Annotated in this window: 14 protein-coding genes; 1 reads left to right on the forward strand and 13 read right to left on the reverse strand. The window is 40.9% G+C overall.

The features are described 5' to 3' along the window. Positions 1–195: 195 nt before the first annotated feature. From ACFVSW_RS08125 to ACFVSW_RS08175, 11 genes are all read right to left on the reverse strand, one after another. Positions 196–1,023, reverse strand: coding sequence for a GNAT family N-acetyltransferase (locus ACFVSW_RS08125; RefSeq protein WP_387314433.1), 828 nt, complete (start codon positions 1,021–1,023; stop codon positions 196–198). 72 nt (positions 1,024–1,095) lie between these two features. Further along, a complete protein-coding gene (locus ACFVSW_RS08130; protein WP_387314436.1) occupies positions 1,096–3,069 on the reverse strand; it encodes a DUF4910 domain-containing protein in 1,974 nt (657 codons plus the stop codon). Positions 3,070–3,835: 766 nt separating this feature from the next. Next, on the reverse strand, positions 3,836–5,299 hold the full coding sequence (locus tag ACFVSW_RS08135; RefSeq protein WP_387314439.1) for a nicotinate phosphoribosyltransferase: 1,464 nt from the start codon (positions 5,297–5,299) through the stop codon (positions 3,836–3,838). A gap of 63 nt (positions 5,300–5,362) precedes the next feature. Next, on the reverse strand, positions 5,363–5,914 hold the full coding sequence (locus tag ACFVSW_RS08140; protein ID WP_387314441.1) for a cysteine hydrolase family protein: 552 nt from the start codon (positions 5,912–5,914) through the stop codon (positions 5,363–5,365). A 595-nt stretch (positions 5,915–6,509) separates the two neighbouring features. Then, positions 6,510–7,451, reverse strand: a complete 942-nt coding sequence (locus ACFVSW_RS08145) for a diacylglycerol kinase (RefSeq protein ID WP_387314444.1) — start codon at positions 7,449–7,451, stop codon at positions 6,510–6,512. Between the two features lie 216 nt (positions 7,452–7,667). Further along, positions 7,668–8,591 (reverse strand): hypothetical protein, encoded by a 924-nt coding sequence (locus tag ACFVSW_RS08150; protein ID WP_387314447.1) that lies wholly within the window; start codon positions 8,589–8,591, stop codon positions 7,668–7,670. Beyond that, the gene (locus ACFVSW_RS08155) at positions 8,588–8,683 is read right to left on the reverse strand and encodes an LPXTG cell wall anchor domain-containing protein (RefSeq protein ID WP_387314448.1); all 96 of its coding nucleotides are present in this window, start codon (positions 8,681–8,683) and stop codon (positions 8,588–8,590) included. Before ACFVSW_RS08155 ends, ACFVSW_RS08150 begins: the two co-directional genes overlap by 4 nt. Continuing rightward, positions 8,676–9,761 carry a hypothetical protein gene (locus ACFVSW_RS08160; protein ID WP_387314451.1) on the reverse strand — a complete coding sequence of 362 codons (1,086 nt, stop codon included), beginning with the start codon at positions 9,759–9,761 and terminating at the stop codon, positions 8,676–8,678. The genes ACFVSW_RS08155 and ACFVSW_RS08160 overlap by 8 nt, the downstream gene beginning before the upstream one ends. Continuing rightward, positions 9,758–10,279, reverse strand: a complete 522-nt coding sequence (locus ACFVSW_RS08165; protein WP_387314454.1) for an anti-sigma factor family protein — start codon at positions 10,277–10,279, stop codon at positions 9,758–9,760. The genes ACFVSW_RS08160 and ACFVSW_RS08165 overlap by 4 nt, the downstream gene beginning before the upstream one ends. Then, entirely contained in the window at positions 10,276–10,794 is a 519-nt protein-coding gene (locus ACFVSW_RS08170) for a sigma-70 family RNA polymerase sigma factor (protein ID WP_387314457.1), read from the reverse strand. Before ACFVSW_RS08170 ends, ACFVSW_RS08165 begins: the two co-directional genes overlap by 4 nt. Before the next feature lie 429 nt (positions 10,795–11,223). Continuing rightward, positions 11,224–12,006 (reverse strand): class I SAM-dependent methyltransferase, encoded by a 783-nt coding sequence (locus ACFVSW_RS08175; RefSeq protein WP_387314460.1) that lies wholly within the window; start codon positions 12,004–12,006, stop codon positions 11,224–11,226. 111 nt (positions 12,007–12,117) lie between these two features. On the opposite strand from ACFVSW_RS08175, the gene plsY reads away from it, so the two are divergent. Beyond that, positions 12,118–12,738 (forward strand): glycerol-3-phosphate 1-O-acyltransferase PlsY, encoded by a 621-nt coding sequence (gene plsY, locus ACFVSW_RS08180; protein WP_387314649.1) that lies wholly within the window; start codon positions 12,118–12,120, stop codon positions 12,736–12,738. Between the two features lie 32 nt (positions 12,739–12,770). On the opposite strand, the gene lplT is transcribed toward plsY, so the two are convergent. After that, a complete protein-coding gene (gene lplT / locus ACFVSW_RS08185; RefSeq protein ID WP_387314463.1) occupies positions 12,771–13,997 on the reverse strand; it encodes a lysophospholipid transporter LplT in 1,227 nt (408 codons plus the stop codon). Between the two features lie 203 nt (positions 13,998–14,200). Next, positions 14,201–14,752 carry a thioredoxin family protein gene (locus tag ACFVSW_RS08190; RefSeq protein ID WP_387314466.1) on the reverse strand — a complete coding sequence of 184 codons (552 nt, stop codon included), beginning with the start codon at positions 14,750–14,752 and terminating at the stop codon, positions 14,201–14,203. Positions 14,753–14,896: the final 144 nt, after the last annotated feature.

Below are 14,896 nucleotides of genomic sequence, written 5' to 3' on the forward strand. Positions count from 1 at the left end.
ACTCATTATAGGAAATGACAGGATTTTGCGAAAGAGTTTTATCGAGTTAAAGAATTCCAGCTAATATGAATTCTAATAGATTGATCAAAAAGATGGTGCCAGGTACACCCTGAAGTTTGCAGGAATTTGTCGAGGTAATAAAGAGGCAAAAAGGAACCGTTCATATCATAAAACATGAACGGTTCCTCACTTGGTCTATTTAAGATATTCGTAATAATCTTGGGAATGATAGCTTCTAAATCCGCATGATTCGTAGAGTCCCAGTGCATAGGCATTTTTAGCCTCTACCTCGAGAAAAATAGGCAATCCTTTTTGATCCGCCATTTTCACCACTTTTGTTAAAGCCTTTCTCCCGTTCCCTTTCCCCCGGAGTTCGGGGAAAATAGCAAAACCATAAATCCACACTTCGCCATTCTTTTCGGAAACGCGCATTTTCCCTGCCGTCTTTCCATTTGCTTCAATAATGAGCCTTTGATCACCACTGTTGTCCCTGATGGTCTGATGATACTCACGCGCCTCTTCTTCACTAAAACCAAATCCTGAGACTTCCAGCTGAATTTCCGCTTCCCGGTCATCAGCTGATATAGACGGTCTAAGCGTAATTGCAGAATCTTCAGTCAATTCTGTTTTCTGCCATTTCATTTGATATTCTGCAACCGAAAAGGTACACGGAATCGTTTTCAAAAATTCCTTTGCTGTCTGCGAGTCTGTTGGGGCGTTTAACAAAATCGTCTCGAAATTTTGATTCTTCGCCTCCTCGAGTCCCATTTCCAGCAGTCTAGAAAATATTCCTCTTCTTCGGTATTCCGGATGTACCATTCCACAAAGCTCGACCTTATTGCCAAAACCATAGCTTCCGAGAAAACCAACAAGCTGGCCATCTTCATACTGGAAGAAGTCTTCTGTTTTATTTTCGTCCCGGTTTTCAAGCATCTCAAAATTCAGCTTCAGCTCAAATCCGCCCTCGTTCTCACAAACCTCCTGAAGAGCCTTTATTTCATTTAATTGTACCCTTGTTAACATACTTATCACTCCTATCAAATCCACCTATTCTTATTCTTCTTGCTGCCTGGTTATTCCTTCTTTTCCGCAAGATTATTTAAGGGACAAGGAGTCTGTCACTATCTCTCTGCTTATTATATTTAAAGTTAAACAAAGTTGTAGTAGTTCATTTGCATACTCTGGAAAAAAATCACCTGTTTCATATTTTGTCAGGTAGAGTAGTTCTTTCACTGTCCGCTGTCCATCCATCCAATAAAAAAGGAAGTCAGCATATCCAAGTGATACGTTCGGCTTCACTTCTTTTAACCAGTGATACCTCTCTTGTAGTGATAACTGTTTAATTTCATCCACCAAAAGAATCGGGGCTGAATAATTTCTGCGGTAAATGGCATTCATCCAATCTTGTGATACATCCTGATTGGCAAGTAATGGCTGAAACTCTTTCTTAGCAATTTCCGAAACGATCTCTGCCTGTCTAAGAATCAGCCCCTTCATTTGTCCGATCGCCTCTTGTAAACTCCTAAAATTACGAAGGTTAGCATATGAATCTAATTGTGATAAGGATTCTTCTTCATATTTTATATAGATGGAAAAGGCATTTCTAAATTGCTCCTCAGATAGATTTCTTTTTAATAGCCATTCTTTTGCATGAGTAAGATGAGTACCGACTGTTCCCAAATGGTGCATTGTATAGGAAAGCCAATCAGACTCTTCTCCATTTGCCAAACCGTAGCCATATAAAGCAGTTACTGTTCCCACAAGCTTCATCATGTTTTCATCGAGATTTTTAGTAGAATCATCCGTTGTATGGTAATGCTTATCTGGCCATTGAATGACCATTGGACAAGGAATCCCAATCGTAGGATCAGAAATAATATAATGATCACTTCCACCGGAAAAGCGCGTCTTCACATAATGCACCGTGCTATATTCTGTAGTGCCAGTGAAATTTGCGGTATTATTAGCAATCTCTTCAACTAATTTATACGCAAACCTGTCAACAAAAGTCGGCAGCGCCAATGGCGGTTGTTCAATACATAAAGGACCGCCGCCCTTCGTTTGGTCAGCCCCTACCATATCTAAATTCAAAGCTGCTACTGTAAGTGGAATTCGCTCAGGATGCTGGTGAAAATAAGCACACGTTCCTGTCATTTCAGGCATCATTAAAAATCTGATTCCAAGCTCCGGTTTTGGTAGAGTTCCTTCATTTATTAATCGGGTTAACGTCCGTATCACTTCCATTAATGTACCCGGACCGGATGCGTTGTCCTGCCCACCCGGATAGGGGTGACATAGATGACTGACCAGTAAAATCTCCTTCTCTTTTTTACCTGGAATAAGATATTCAATATTTTCAAATTGCCCTTCTTCCAAATCAGCTTTGACAAAGGCTTTTAACTGGACAGGTTGTTTTTTCGAAAGATTTCTAAGCTCCTCCCCGATCCTTGGCGAAACTACAAAACCAAAGGATTTCACTTCCTCTTCATGGTTCCACCAAAATGAAGTATATTGCCTTGTATCCGGTAAATCCATCCGTGTACGGATTGGTTTAAATTCTGTAAGATTATCAAAAATAAGACCTGCACATTTATATTTCTCGACTGCTAACGCATGAATGATAGAAACATTTCCTCTGACTAGGGCCATTTTCCCCTCAAGATTAAGCCCCTCATAACTGCTTTCTTCTTCTGCATTTTCAATGACGACCAATTCAGCCTCAATTCCGTCTTCCGGTGTTGAAATACTTCTTTGAACGACGGAGATTTCTTCCTCATTAAATCGGGCAATTCTTTTTCGAAAGGGGACCTCAATCCAAAGTTCTGCTCCCTCACATTTCCATTCCTGAAAAGAGAAATGCGATAAGAATCGCTCTCCGAATTGCGCAGGATAAGATACAAGTTCAGCATTCACTCCGTCTCTTTCCAACATCTGAATGACCTCTCGAGCAGCTTGTCGATATCCCGGTGATGCTTGAATTCGATGATATTGGGCAATTCGATCTGCATATCGAAAGGCTTGTCGGCCTGACAATTCTTCCTCAATCACTCTTTTCCAATTATTAAACACGTGATCCCCTCCATCCTCTTTCCTTCTATAATTCTATTTTTCCAAATGAAAAACCTTTTTTTCTGAACAGGGGTCCCAGTAACTTATTTAAGAATGGAAATGGGACACAGAACCTGTTAAACTGTCCCAGCAGCCCTTTTTTCAACAAAATGCAAGAAAATTGTCAGATTATTTTTGTTTTCAAATATAATAAAAGTGTATATGATTATAACTATCTCATTGGAAGGAGTGGATACCAATAAAAATAATAAAGATTTTTTCCATTCCATTACTCCTTGCCTTCCTTGCTTTTAACTTTTTACACTTTTCAAACACGATCCCACGCTCACATTCAGAAATTAAAGCAATCATCAACCTTGATGATTCGGTGGCGAAGTCGCAATCCTACGATGAGAAAAAGCAGCTAATCGACCTGCAAATCCTCTTTGGGCTTACCTTGGCCCTTTTAACAGAAGTGATTCCACTCATTAGTTTGTCTTCAAAGTTTGACAGAAAGCATATTTTTCTTATCCCCATTTTTCATCAATCGAATTACGTGATCCTCCCTCTCGAATCATAAGTTAAAATTTGATTCTAAAGGAGGATGTAAATATGTGGATCCGTTTCGTAATGATTGGGTTCTTTTCGTTATCAGCAGCAGGCATGCTAACGTACCAAGGCATCGAAATATTCCATGCCTTTATGGATTTTTTTAAGCAAAAGTAATAGAAAAAGCAGACGCCAAAAGGTTGGGTAACAACCATTTGGCGTCTGCTTCTTTTTTGGCTTATTCCTTCATTGCCGCAACTTTCTCTTTCACTTCTTCAATGTTTTTCATCTTGTTATCCCAGCATTTTTGGCTAAGGTCAAGAGGGTAATCTTCCGGATTCATAATCCGCTTGTACTCGTCCCATAATGCATCGAGATTTTGCTTCAGATACTCGCGGGACTCCTCTAAGCAAGGAATTTCATAAACGAGCTCTCCGCCCGTAAAAATATCTTCATGTAGCTCTTTTGCCGTAAAGTTTGTAACCACCTTGTTAATGTAAGTATGGGTTGGGTGGAACATTCTTAACTTCTTTTCCGGGAGCTTTTCATCCTCCAGCGCAATGTAATCACCTTCTGCATGGTGGTTGGTATTATTGATAATCCGGTACACCTTCTTCATCCCCGGAGTCGTCACTTTATCCGGATTAGAGGAAATCTTAATCGTATCCTCCATATGGCCGTCCGCTTCTTCAATCGTGACAATTTTATAAACAGCACCAAGGGCAGCCTGGTCGAAAGCAGTAATCAGCTTCGTGCCGATACCCCAGCTATCGATTTTGGCTCCCTGCGCTTTTAAGTTGATAATTGTGTGCTCATCCAAATCGCTTGAGGCATAAATTTTTGCATCTGCAAAACCCGCTTCATCCAGCATTTTTCGCGCTTCCTTTGAAAGATAAGCAAGGTCGCCGCTATCGAGGCGAATTCCGATAAAATTAATCTTATCTCCCAGTTCCTTCGCCACTTTAATCGCATTTGGCACGCCGAGGCGGAGGGTATCATACGTATCGACTAAAAAGACACAGTCTTTATGTGATTCCGCATATTTATGAAAAGCAGTGTATTCATCTTTATAAGCTTGGACCATCGAATGCGCATGGGTTCCCGCAACAGGAATACCAAACATTTTACCTGCCCTAACATTGCTGGTTGCTTCAAAGCCGGCGAGATAAGCGGCTCTTGTGCCCCAAATGGCAGCGTCCATTTCCTGGGCACGTCTTGACCCAAACTCCATCGCCACTTCATTGCCAACCACTTGCTTGATGCGCGACGCCTTTGTCGCAATTAATGTTTGGTAATTCACAATGTTGAGCAAGGCTGTTTCAATTAACTGCGCTTCTGCCAAAGGTGCATCAACCCGTATAATCGGCTCATTGCCAAAAACGAGCTCGCCCTCTTTCATCGAACGAATCGAGCCAGTGAAACGCATTTCTTTAAGGTATGCTAAAAAATCTTCTTTGTATCCTACTTCATTTTTCAAATACTCAAGGTCTTCTTCGCTAAAACGGAAGCCTTGAATAAACTGAATGACTTTTTCTAGGCCAGCAAAAACAGCATAGCCATTGCCAAAAGGAAGCTTACGGAAAAATAATTCAAAGACCGCACGTTTATTATGTATCCCATCTCTCCAATATGTCTCTGCCATATTGATCTGATATAGGTCCGTATGCAAAGTTAAACTATCATCATGATAAATGTGTTTCATAATCGCCCTCCGGAATACTATTACAGCTTTTCACCATTACAAATAATAATACCATTAAAAAGACTATATAACCATAGCTCCGAGCGATTGTTCAAAATGACCGAGGGCCCATTCATGCCCTGCCGGATTAAATGATGCGACAGCATCCTTATAGACAACAATCTTAAAGCCTTTATTATACGCATCTACGGCTGTATGAAGAACGCAAATATCGGTGCAGACACCAACCAAGTGAACCTCGGTAATGCCCCGCTCACGTAATTTGATTTCAAGGTCTGTTCCTGCAAACGCGGAGTATCTTGATTTATCCATATAAGCTACATTGTCACGGTTCTTGTTTTCATCATAAACCTGTTGTAGTGCACCAAACAGATCCCTGCCAGCGGTACCGCGAAGATTATGCGGCGGGAACAGCTTCGTTTCCGGATGATATTCATCGCCTTGATCATGAACATCGATGGCAAAAACAACATAATCGCCATTTTTAATAAATTCTTTTGTCAATTGGGCGATCTTCCCTTCAATCGCCTGCCCCGGCTTACCGCATGTTAACGCCCCTGCATCCGCCACAAAGTCATACGTATAATCGATATTGATTAATGCCTTGTTTACCATTACCCCTTCACTCCTTCATCTGTCTTGACTGATGTCTTTAATCCATTATACATACTATTCCTGAACGCTGAAAGCGAAATCTCTTAAGAAAAACCGGGCAAAAACCCGCCCAGTTCTTTTTTGTGTAGCGAACTTCCAATTCTTTAGTACTCTCGCCATATATTTCTTATTAATAATCAGAATACGTTTCTAGTCCACATTTTTCACAAGAAAACATTGTTTGGTTGTAGGATCTCCGACATCGGCTACCGAACAATCATTCTTTTCTTGGCTACGGTCGCTTATAACCACTATAAGCTACCGAAACACCTCTTTTTTCCTGGCTACGGTAGCTTATAACCTCTATAAGCTACCGAAACACCTCTTTTTTCTTGGCTACGGTAGCTTATAACCTCTATAAGCTACCAAAACACCTCTTTTTTCTTGGCTACGGTAGCTTATAACCTCTATAAGCTACCGAACTACCTCTTTTTTCTTGGCTACGGTCGCTTACAACCTCTATAAGCTACCGAACCACCATTTTTTCTCAATGTCAAAAATTTCATTATTCTTATCTTTTTTAAAAAAAGCCCGTCCCAATGGAACGAACTTTTTCTTAACTATATTTTTTTCCTGATTGCCAATTTGTCGGCCGGTCATTTGGACGTATGTCAGCAAGCGGAACAAATACCTCTAAATGACGGTATAGGTTTTCAAACTCCGCTGGCAATAAGCCGCCAAATTCGCCATCTAGATTCAACTGCACCTTTTCACTAGAATAAACTTTAATGCGGTTCGCCTGCGTGTAAATCACATTCTGATCATTGACGTGTTCACCACGAACGGCTAACGTCGCAATTCGGATAAACTCAGCAAGATTTACTTTTTTCAAAATTAACAGCGAAAATAAGCCATCATTTATCGAGGCATCAGGCGCCAGCCTTTCAAACCCACCAATTGAATTGGTCAGACCCACAAGAAACATCATCGCTTCGCCTTCAAATAACTTCCCATCATACTCGATCCTTAGGTGTGATGCCTTAATGGATGGCAGCATTTCCATGCCTTTTAGATAGTAGGCAAGCTGGCCGAGCATCGTTTTTAATTTGCTTGGCACTTCGTAGGTAAGTTCGGTGATTTTGCCGCCGCCTGCAATATTAATAAAATATTTATCATTGATGCGTCCAATATCGACGGGGATCAATTCCCCTTTAGTGATAATATTGACTGCCGTACTAACGTCCCTTGGAATATGTAAGGCACGGGCAAAGTCATTTGTAGTACCAGTCGGAATAATACCTAGTTTCGGGCGATACTCCTGATCCGCGAGTCCATTCACCACTTCGTGAATCGTTCCATCACCGCCTGCTGCAATAACGATATCATATTTACGTTTGACAGCAATCTGAGCTGCCTTCGTTGCATCGCCTGCACCGGACGTAGCGTGGCAGGATGCTTCATATCCGGCTGCTTCTAACTTTTGAAGAATTTCCGGAAGATGACGCTTAATCATTTCACGCCCTGAGGTAGGGTTGTAAATCAGTCTTGCTCTTTTCATCATTTCATCATCCTATTTTTTGAAATAACAATTGGCTCCGTTAGTTCTATATTCTACCAATTATCATCCTTGCTTACAAATCTTAGATAGCGGTTCCACACCACCAGCAAGCCAAAGTCCACTACCTATAATAACTCTTTTTATTATTTTTGCAAAAATAATAAGCGGAAGCGCGCGTTCCGCCTCCGAAGCTTACTCTTATGTGCTAAGGTTTGTTTAATCGATTGTATTCAGACTCACTGAATAAGCATTGGCAATATTAATCCGATATTTACCTTCACCAGATTGATACACCGCATTTTTTGCCCTCGATTGATCATGACCCTCGGAACTTACTTTCTCCGTTACCTTCCAGTCGCCATCCTTCCCTCTCACATCTTGGACATCAACCGCAGCCACCTTTAAATTACTGCCCGATGCGACATCTACGGCAATCGAGGAGGTACTTTCAATGCTCCAATCATTTTCAAGCATCCGTGGTTTTAAGGTTAGTGAGTTATCATTACCAATGACTTCAAGTTTAACATCTTTTGGAACTAGGATTGTTGCCGCCACAATACCGTGCGAATAAAACGGCCCAATTTCGTTCGGCAGCGACTTTACATTCAGATAAAGCGTATCACCCTTTTGGTTGGCAGCAATAATATCATCGGCGCTTTTAAGCAGACCCACTTTTTTCGCCGTTTGCACCCTGTACGTTCCAAACATGGAAACCGCTTTTTCCTCCGTCGCTTCAATCGTCATATCATAGCCAACCGTCCTCACTACAACCCGTTTGATGCTATCATCGGTTTTATAAGCGAAAGCTGGAAGTTCAAACGATCGCTCTTCCCTGGCCATAACATCTTCCACTTTGCCCATAATCCCTGTGGTACTTAATATTGCAAATACAATTCCAGCAGTCCCAAGCACTCCGACAAAAAAGATACTGAGAAAGTCATATTTTAACACCGGCTTCTCCTGCCGCGACAAAAACAAATAGATCAAAATTTCAATTCCAAGGACTACCAATAAAAGCGGCCACCATGCTGTCATTACCTGAACAAGATCTAATCCGAGAAACTTTGAGAAAAAAAGGAAGAGGCCAAGGAATAAGAGCGAGGCACCCATCGAAAATGTACCAACTCGCCATGTTCTCATATTTTTTCAGCCCCCTTTCTTTTTCGGAGCATAAACCCAATTCCGGCTCCGATTAGGGCCAGTCCTGCTATTGCTTTTCCCCACTTATTCATGATTCCCCGCCTCCTTCTTTTGCTTGCTTCCGGATAAAAGCTTTATCCCCCCGCCAATCAACAGGAGACAAACAAGTCCAGTTTGGAAGTAACCTTGAACCCAATACATAACGTCGATATTAATTAATCTTCCTATTATTGGTGAAAATGCCGGGAGCAGGACGTTCATTACTAAATAGTAGGCACCCAGTAAGATTAGCCCAATTCCGACCCATTTTTGATGATTAAGAAAATAGGCGATGATTGGGATATCTTCCACTTTTTCTTCCCCATACCTTGAAACCTTTTGCATCGCGTCAAAAAAGCTGTAAAACCAGATAATCGGGATTAGGAACAAGAAGATGCCAAGCCGTAACACATCTAAGATATAAACTGAAAACAAGAACGCAGCCATCAGTTGGATTCCACGTCGCTGCAAGCCTAGATACAGATGCCCTGCTCCTGGAAAAATCGAGAGGAAGGTGGCAATTGCCTTGCTTTTCTTTCCGTCCTCGCGCCGTAATTCAAAATCCTCATAAATTGTTCGGTCAATTAACTCTTCACCGCGCTGCTTTTTATTTACCTGCTGCACAGCATCAAAAAATCCGTATACCCAGATAATCGGCAAGCCCGCCAAAAAGACGAGAAATTCACTGCGGCTGGATAGGGCCGTAATAAAAATAACCATGACACCTAGACCCAAAAATGTGGCCAGTAACGTTAAGCCCCGATTCATTAATCCAAGTTGAAAATGACCTAGACCGGGTACAAATGACAGAACAATCGTATAAAAACGTTCTGAATCTTGCGCGGTCTTTGAATTCGGGAAGTCCGGATTTGCCTCCGTAAGTGCCTTCTTTTGTTTCGAAATCTGAACGCCCATATCAATGAAACTAATCAAATAGATGAGGATACCGGCCATGAAGGTTAGGACCGCGAATTCCCCATTATGATTACCCGCGAATAAGGAAATCACAGTTACAAACGCCAAACCTATTACCGATAGTAAATACATCACCCCGCGAACGATGTTTCCGAAATAAATATGACCGAGGCCAGGAAATAGCGATAATGTTAATGCCTTAGTCGAACTTTTCATTTCTTATTTGCCTCCTTTTTTTCTAGTGAATCCATCCATGCAAATGTTTTATTAATAACGCCTTCCGTCACAGAAGGCTTTTTTTCCTGAACTTGTATCGGGGTTTCGATTGATTTCGCATAAGTGGCAAGCGATTGAAACGCACCAGAGAATGTTAATAGCAGCGTTGCAGCCGCAGCCAGCAGATAGTGAAATCCCGCCTGCTGATACCAAGACTTTTTCTTGCTTGCTTTTTGTTCAACATGCTGGGTGTCAGGCACCAATGGAACCATTGACACAGTGTTAAGATTTCTAACGGTGTCAGGCACCATATTTGAAACCTCAGCCATCACGAGATCTGTAAAGCTACTCTGATTTGATAGAATCGGAAGTGATGTTTCATTTTCCGCCATTGCTTGTAAATATAGCTCAAGACATTGGTCGCACGTATACAAGTGTGTTTCCAATTGCTCACGATTCTGGTCACTCATTTCGTCTTTGACATATTGCAGCCATTCTTCGTAACTGTAATGCTTCATGAAAAATCATCCTCCTTCCAATTCTTCTTCATCCAATGTCGTGCCCGGTATAACTTCGTTTCAATCGTTTTCACCTGGACATTTTGTTCCTCGGCCATTTGCTGATAGCTTTTCTCCGCTATGTAAAAGCCATAAATCACTTCGCGGTAATTCTCTGGTACTTCATTTAGCTTTTTCCTAACCAGCCTGCGTCGGTCCTGCTCGATAACTTCATTTTCAACACTATCCTTCGGTGTTCCCAAGGCCTGTTGCTCGAGTGCGTCGACAACTTCCTCTCTTCTTCTTGCCTGTTTCCGCTTTACATCTATCGCATGATTAACGGCAATCCGCGTCATCCACGTTTTAAAACCTTGATTTTCATATTGGGGGAGAGCAGTATATATTTTCATAAACACTTCTTGGGCGGCATCTTCCGCTTCCTTCTGATCACGAAGAACAGCAAAGACGGTCCGGAACACATCATTGCGGTACTTCTCAACCAAAAGGCGAAAGGCATGATCATTGCCGCCAAGCACTTTTTCGATTAAAGCTGTGTCACTAATCGTTCTCTCCCCCTTTCTTTTTTGTCTATCACTTGAATAGACGAATCCTTTTTTATAAACCCCTACACTTTTTAAAAATTTTTTTAGATTTTCTTCATCATACCATGCTTTTTTTAAGAAATAGGGTAAGGTTTAGTCGGGGTCTTTGATTAATCACCCTTTTTATGGCTTTTTTGAGGTACAACTATGCTTGATAACCGAAGTTTTTTTTTAAAAAAGAGTTTTGGCTATTTTTTATTTAGTTTTGGCTATTTTTCAAAGGGTTTTGGCTATTTTTCAAAGGGTTTTGGCTATTTTTTAGATGGTTTTGGCTATTTTTCAATGCCTTTTGGCTGATTATACATTTAATGGAAATTAACAAACAAAAAAACGTGCAAGAACCAGCCTCGCACGAAAAAAATGTTAATCAACTAATCGCAAAATACAAACATTGCACGCATGTGGAATAGCGTATGGCTCTTGATCTGGTAATACTTCAACTAATTTCTGAAGCGCTTGTTTCCTGACCGGCTCATCCAATCCTGCCAGCCACGAGATGGATTCTATCCGTTCAACCCATTCCATTTTCGAAAAACTTACCGAGTAATTTAGCTTATAAAAGTCTCTTAGCTCAAATCCGCCATATTGCCATTCTTCGAACCACTCAACTGGAAAGCCATTAATACGCTGTTTGGACGCTGCCTTCGAACCAGCTGGCTTTAAACCTCCATCTACGTATTCTGACAATATCTCTAAGGTTTTTTCTACAACAGCCGAATCTGCTAGAAAACCAGAATCGATAACAATTAACGTTCCTTTTGCTTTTAAAATCCGTTTCATTTCTTGAATGGCTTTAGAACGGTCGAACCAATGCCAAGCACGCATAACAGTGACAATATCATACTTGGAATCTTCTAAACCGGTAGCCTCTGCCGTTCCTTGCCAATACGGAATCGTAAAATTTTTCTTTTGATTCAACGCCTTCGCCTGTTCCAGCAATTCTACTGATGGCTCAATGCCAACAATATCCGCTTTTCTCATCGCAATTTTCCGCGTTAACGCACCGGTTCCCGAGCCGATATCTGCAACCTTTTTTCCATCAAAAAAAATATTGCGCAGTTGCAGGCTGTCCATTAACGTGACCGGAATATCTTCTCTTGAGCGGGCATAGCTATTAGCAACCTGGCCAAAATCAATCTGTTTCATGTTGGGAGCTCCCTTTATTTCCGAATAGTGATAATTCAACAAAATAATACCATTTAATTGTGATAGAATGCTATTAGAATAGGAAATATATTTTATGAGGGAATGATGCTTATGTTGTGGTTGTTACTAATTGCTTCCTATTTAATTGGGAGTGTTCCCACTGCCTTGATTATGGGCAAGCTGCTCTTTGGTGTGGACATCCGCGAGCATGGCAGCAAAAATCCCGGTGCAACCAACACCTTGAGGGTTCTTGGGAAAAAATCTGCCATCTTTGTGCTCCTTATCGATCTTGCAAAAGGCGCTTTAGCAGCATACCTGCCCATCTACTTTAACCTTAATATTGAGCCGCTCTACTTCGGACTGATCGCAGTTGTCGGTCATTGCTTTCCAATCTTTGCAGGCTTTCGTGGCGGAAAAGCGATTGCGACAACAGCAGGGGCACTGTTGGTTGCTAACCTTCCGTTATTCATAGTTTCTTATCTCACCTTCTTTTTGGTCATTTTTTTAACAAAGTATGTATTTTTGGGTTCCATCTCAGTTGGCCTGAGCATGCTCGCCTTTGCTTTTATCTCACCAAAACTAGAATTAGAACTTATCTTTTTATTTTTCTCGTTATTATTAATTTATCTGCACCGCTCCAACATTCGCAACTTTATCCTCGGCATTGAGCCGAAAATCAATGATAAAACCTTGATTAACGACCGCATCCCGCCGAAAAACAGCGGAATATAAAATAGAGCCCCGGTGAACTGGGGCTCTATTTTTTACTTTGATACTCCTGAATGAACACCGAGTGAGGACTGACTCCACTTTTTTGATTTATAACTTAAATACAAAATAAACAGTAAATAAATACATGCAAAAAGAACAAGCGAAGTGGTGACGGAAAAACCGTATCGCGAATTTAAAAGATATACAGAATAAGTTCCAAATAACATCGTCAAATTATCAACAAAATTTTGGACAGCAATGGTTTTACCAACTCCGAGCGTTCCACTCCCTTCCTCTTGCAGTGTTGCATTTAAAGGAATAATGAATAAACCGGCGAACACTCCAAGAGCTAGCAACACTAAACAGACAATAATTTGCGCAAACAGATTATGTCCGTAAATCAGTGGGAAAATAATCGCAAGACCAGCAACAACTAAACCATAAAAATTGGCTCGGTAGAACTTTTCAACCGATGTATATTTTTTTGCTAATAACGAACCAATGACAATCCCAATAGCCGTCATTCCAATAATTAATGATAACGGAAAACCGCTTTTGATCCCCAGATGTAGGGGAATCCAAAGAAATAGTGCATTTTTAATAACAACTGAGATCATCCAAAAGGCACCGCTGCCGACAAGAGTGAAATTGAGCCGCGGGTTTTGAAACGAAAACTTTACATCCTGGAAAAATTGTAATGCTTCCTTTTTATAATGTAAGTGCTTGTTTCCTTCTTTTACAGGTATTCTTAATGCCAACAAAACGGACAAACAATAAATGGCTAAACAAAGGATTTTTCCAAAGAAAGAATGAGAAGCTAAAATCCCCCCAACAACCGTACCTAAGATAATCGCTAAAATGGTGAAGCCTTCTAACTTTCCATTCGCATCAAGCAGTTCTTTATTGCCTGTTGTCAATTCTTTTAAAATACCATATTTGGCCGGACCATAAATCGCTGCACCGAGACCGATGACCCCATAGCTTAACGCTGGACTAAAACCTATAATTAATAATAAAATTCCAATTACCTTGACCGTATTCCCTGTAAAAAGCACCCTCGACTTCGCATTTCGATCAGCAAACGTACCAACGAATGGGGCGAATAATACATAGGCAAACAGGAAGAACGTTTCTACTAAAAAAATGTATGGATTATGATCATCATTAGTTCCAAGCGATTCCTTCATCATAAATGCAATAATAATGATGATGGCACTGTCGGCAAAAGCCGATAAAAACTGAGTAATATTTAAAGCATTTATTGGCTTTTTCACATTCATTTTCCAGCTCCTTTTTCTGAATTAACAGTTGGAATTTTCACTCTTTTCTACCCAAAAAAAATCATTGCTTACTCAAATTGTACTATTTTTCATACTATTTATCGATAGCTCTGGGAAATTATTCTTAAGAAAACTCACTTTGTGCCCTCGATTCCCCTAGCCCATTAAAAGACCCCTGATGGCATCTACAGGGGTCAATTTAATTATAATAATGTCTGCTTAATACTATTGGCAACAGTCTGCCAAATTGTCGCATCCGTTTGGTAAGAAGCTGCCAGATCTTTATAGAGCGCCATTTGCTTCTCCTGGAAATCCTCCGCATCCTTATCCGGCAAAGCTGCCCGCCGCTCCATCACAAGCGCCTGCACTTCAGGCGCCCTTGGCCCCCAAACTCCCACTTCACTGCCTTCTTCATTTAGAAAAATATAAATAGGAATCGCTCGTGACGTGCCATTCGTTAAGTATTGATCCATTAACTCGAGATTTTGGTCGCGGAGGACAACACGCAGTTCCATACCCGCTGCCTCGGCTATCCGCATCAAAATCGGGTTATTCAGCAGCGCATCGCCGCACCAATCCTCAGTTAGCACAATAGCACGCAGATTTTGTGTTCTTAAAGTCTCCAGCTGACTTTGATCCTCAGCTCTCAAAACAAATTGCTCATAAATGCTAAGCATTTCGTCTCGATTACGCGTCATCACGTTTATGTACTCGTCCATAGTCATTCCTTTTTGAAACCATACATTTAAATCCATCTTACTTGCACCCCTTTCATTTTCTTTTATCATAATCGTTTTAACCGAATCATACAAAAGAACCGCTTTTATTTGTTTCTAATCATTATGTCATAAGTATTTTTTACTATTTTGCAAAAGTAATAATTTTACACTAGAATTAGG

Source organism: Neobacillus sp. NPDC058068 (assembly GCF_042885335.1).
In the GTDB taxonomy this organism is placed as follows: Bacteria; Bacillota; Bacilli; order Bacillales; family Cytobacillaceae; genus Neobacillus.

Coding starts and splice junctions, on each gene's coding strand:
- ACFVSW_RS08125 (WP_387314433.1), bottom strand. CDS start 1,023: ATGTTAACAAGGGTACAATTAAATGAAATAAAGGCTCTTCAGGAGGTT.
- ACFVSW_RS08135 (WP_387314439.1), bottom strand. CDS start 5,299: ATGAAACACATTTATCATGATGATAGTTTAACTTTGCATACGGACCTA.
- ACFVSW_RS08140 (WP_387314441.1), bottom strand. CDS start 5,914: ATGGTAAACAAGGCATTAATCAATATCGATTATACGTATGACTTTGTG.
- ACFVSW_RS08145 (WP_387314444.1), bottom strand. CDS start 7,451: ATGAAAAGAGCAAGACTGATTTACAACCCTACCTCAGGGCGTGAAATG.
- ACFVSW_RS08150 (WP_387314447.1), bottom strand. CDS start 8,591: ATGAGAACATGGCGAGTTGGTACATTTTCGATGGGTGCCTCGCTCTTA.
- ACFVSW_RS08155 (WP_387314448.1), bottom strand. CDS start 8,683: ATGAATAAGTGGGGAAAAGCAATAGCAGGACTGGCCCTAATCGGAGCC.
- ACFVSW_RS08160 (WP_387314451.1), bottom strand. CDS start 9,761: ATGAAAAGTTCGACTAAGGCATTAACATTATCGCTATTTCCTGGCCTC.
- ACFVSW_RS08165 (WP_387314454.1), bottom strand. CDS start 10,279: ATGAAGCATTACAGTTACGAAGAATGGCTGCAATATGTCAAAGACGAA.
- ACFVSW_RS08175 (WP_387314460.1), bottom strand. CDS start 12,006: ATGAAACAGATTGATTTTGGCCAGGTTGCTAATAGCTATGCCCGCTCA.
- plsY (WP_387314649.1), top strand. CDS start 12,118: ATGTTGTGGTTGTTACTAATTGCTTCCTATTTAATTGGGAGTGTTCCC.
- lplT (WP_387314463.1), bottom strand. CDS start 13,997: ATGAATGTGAAAAAGCCAATAAATGCTTTAAATATTACTCAGTTTTTA.
- ACFVSW_RS08190 (WP_387314466.1), bottom strand. CDS start 14,752: ATGGATTTAAATGTATGGTTTCAAAAAGGAATGACTATGGACGAGTAC.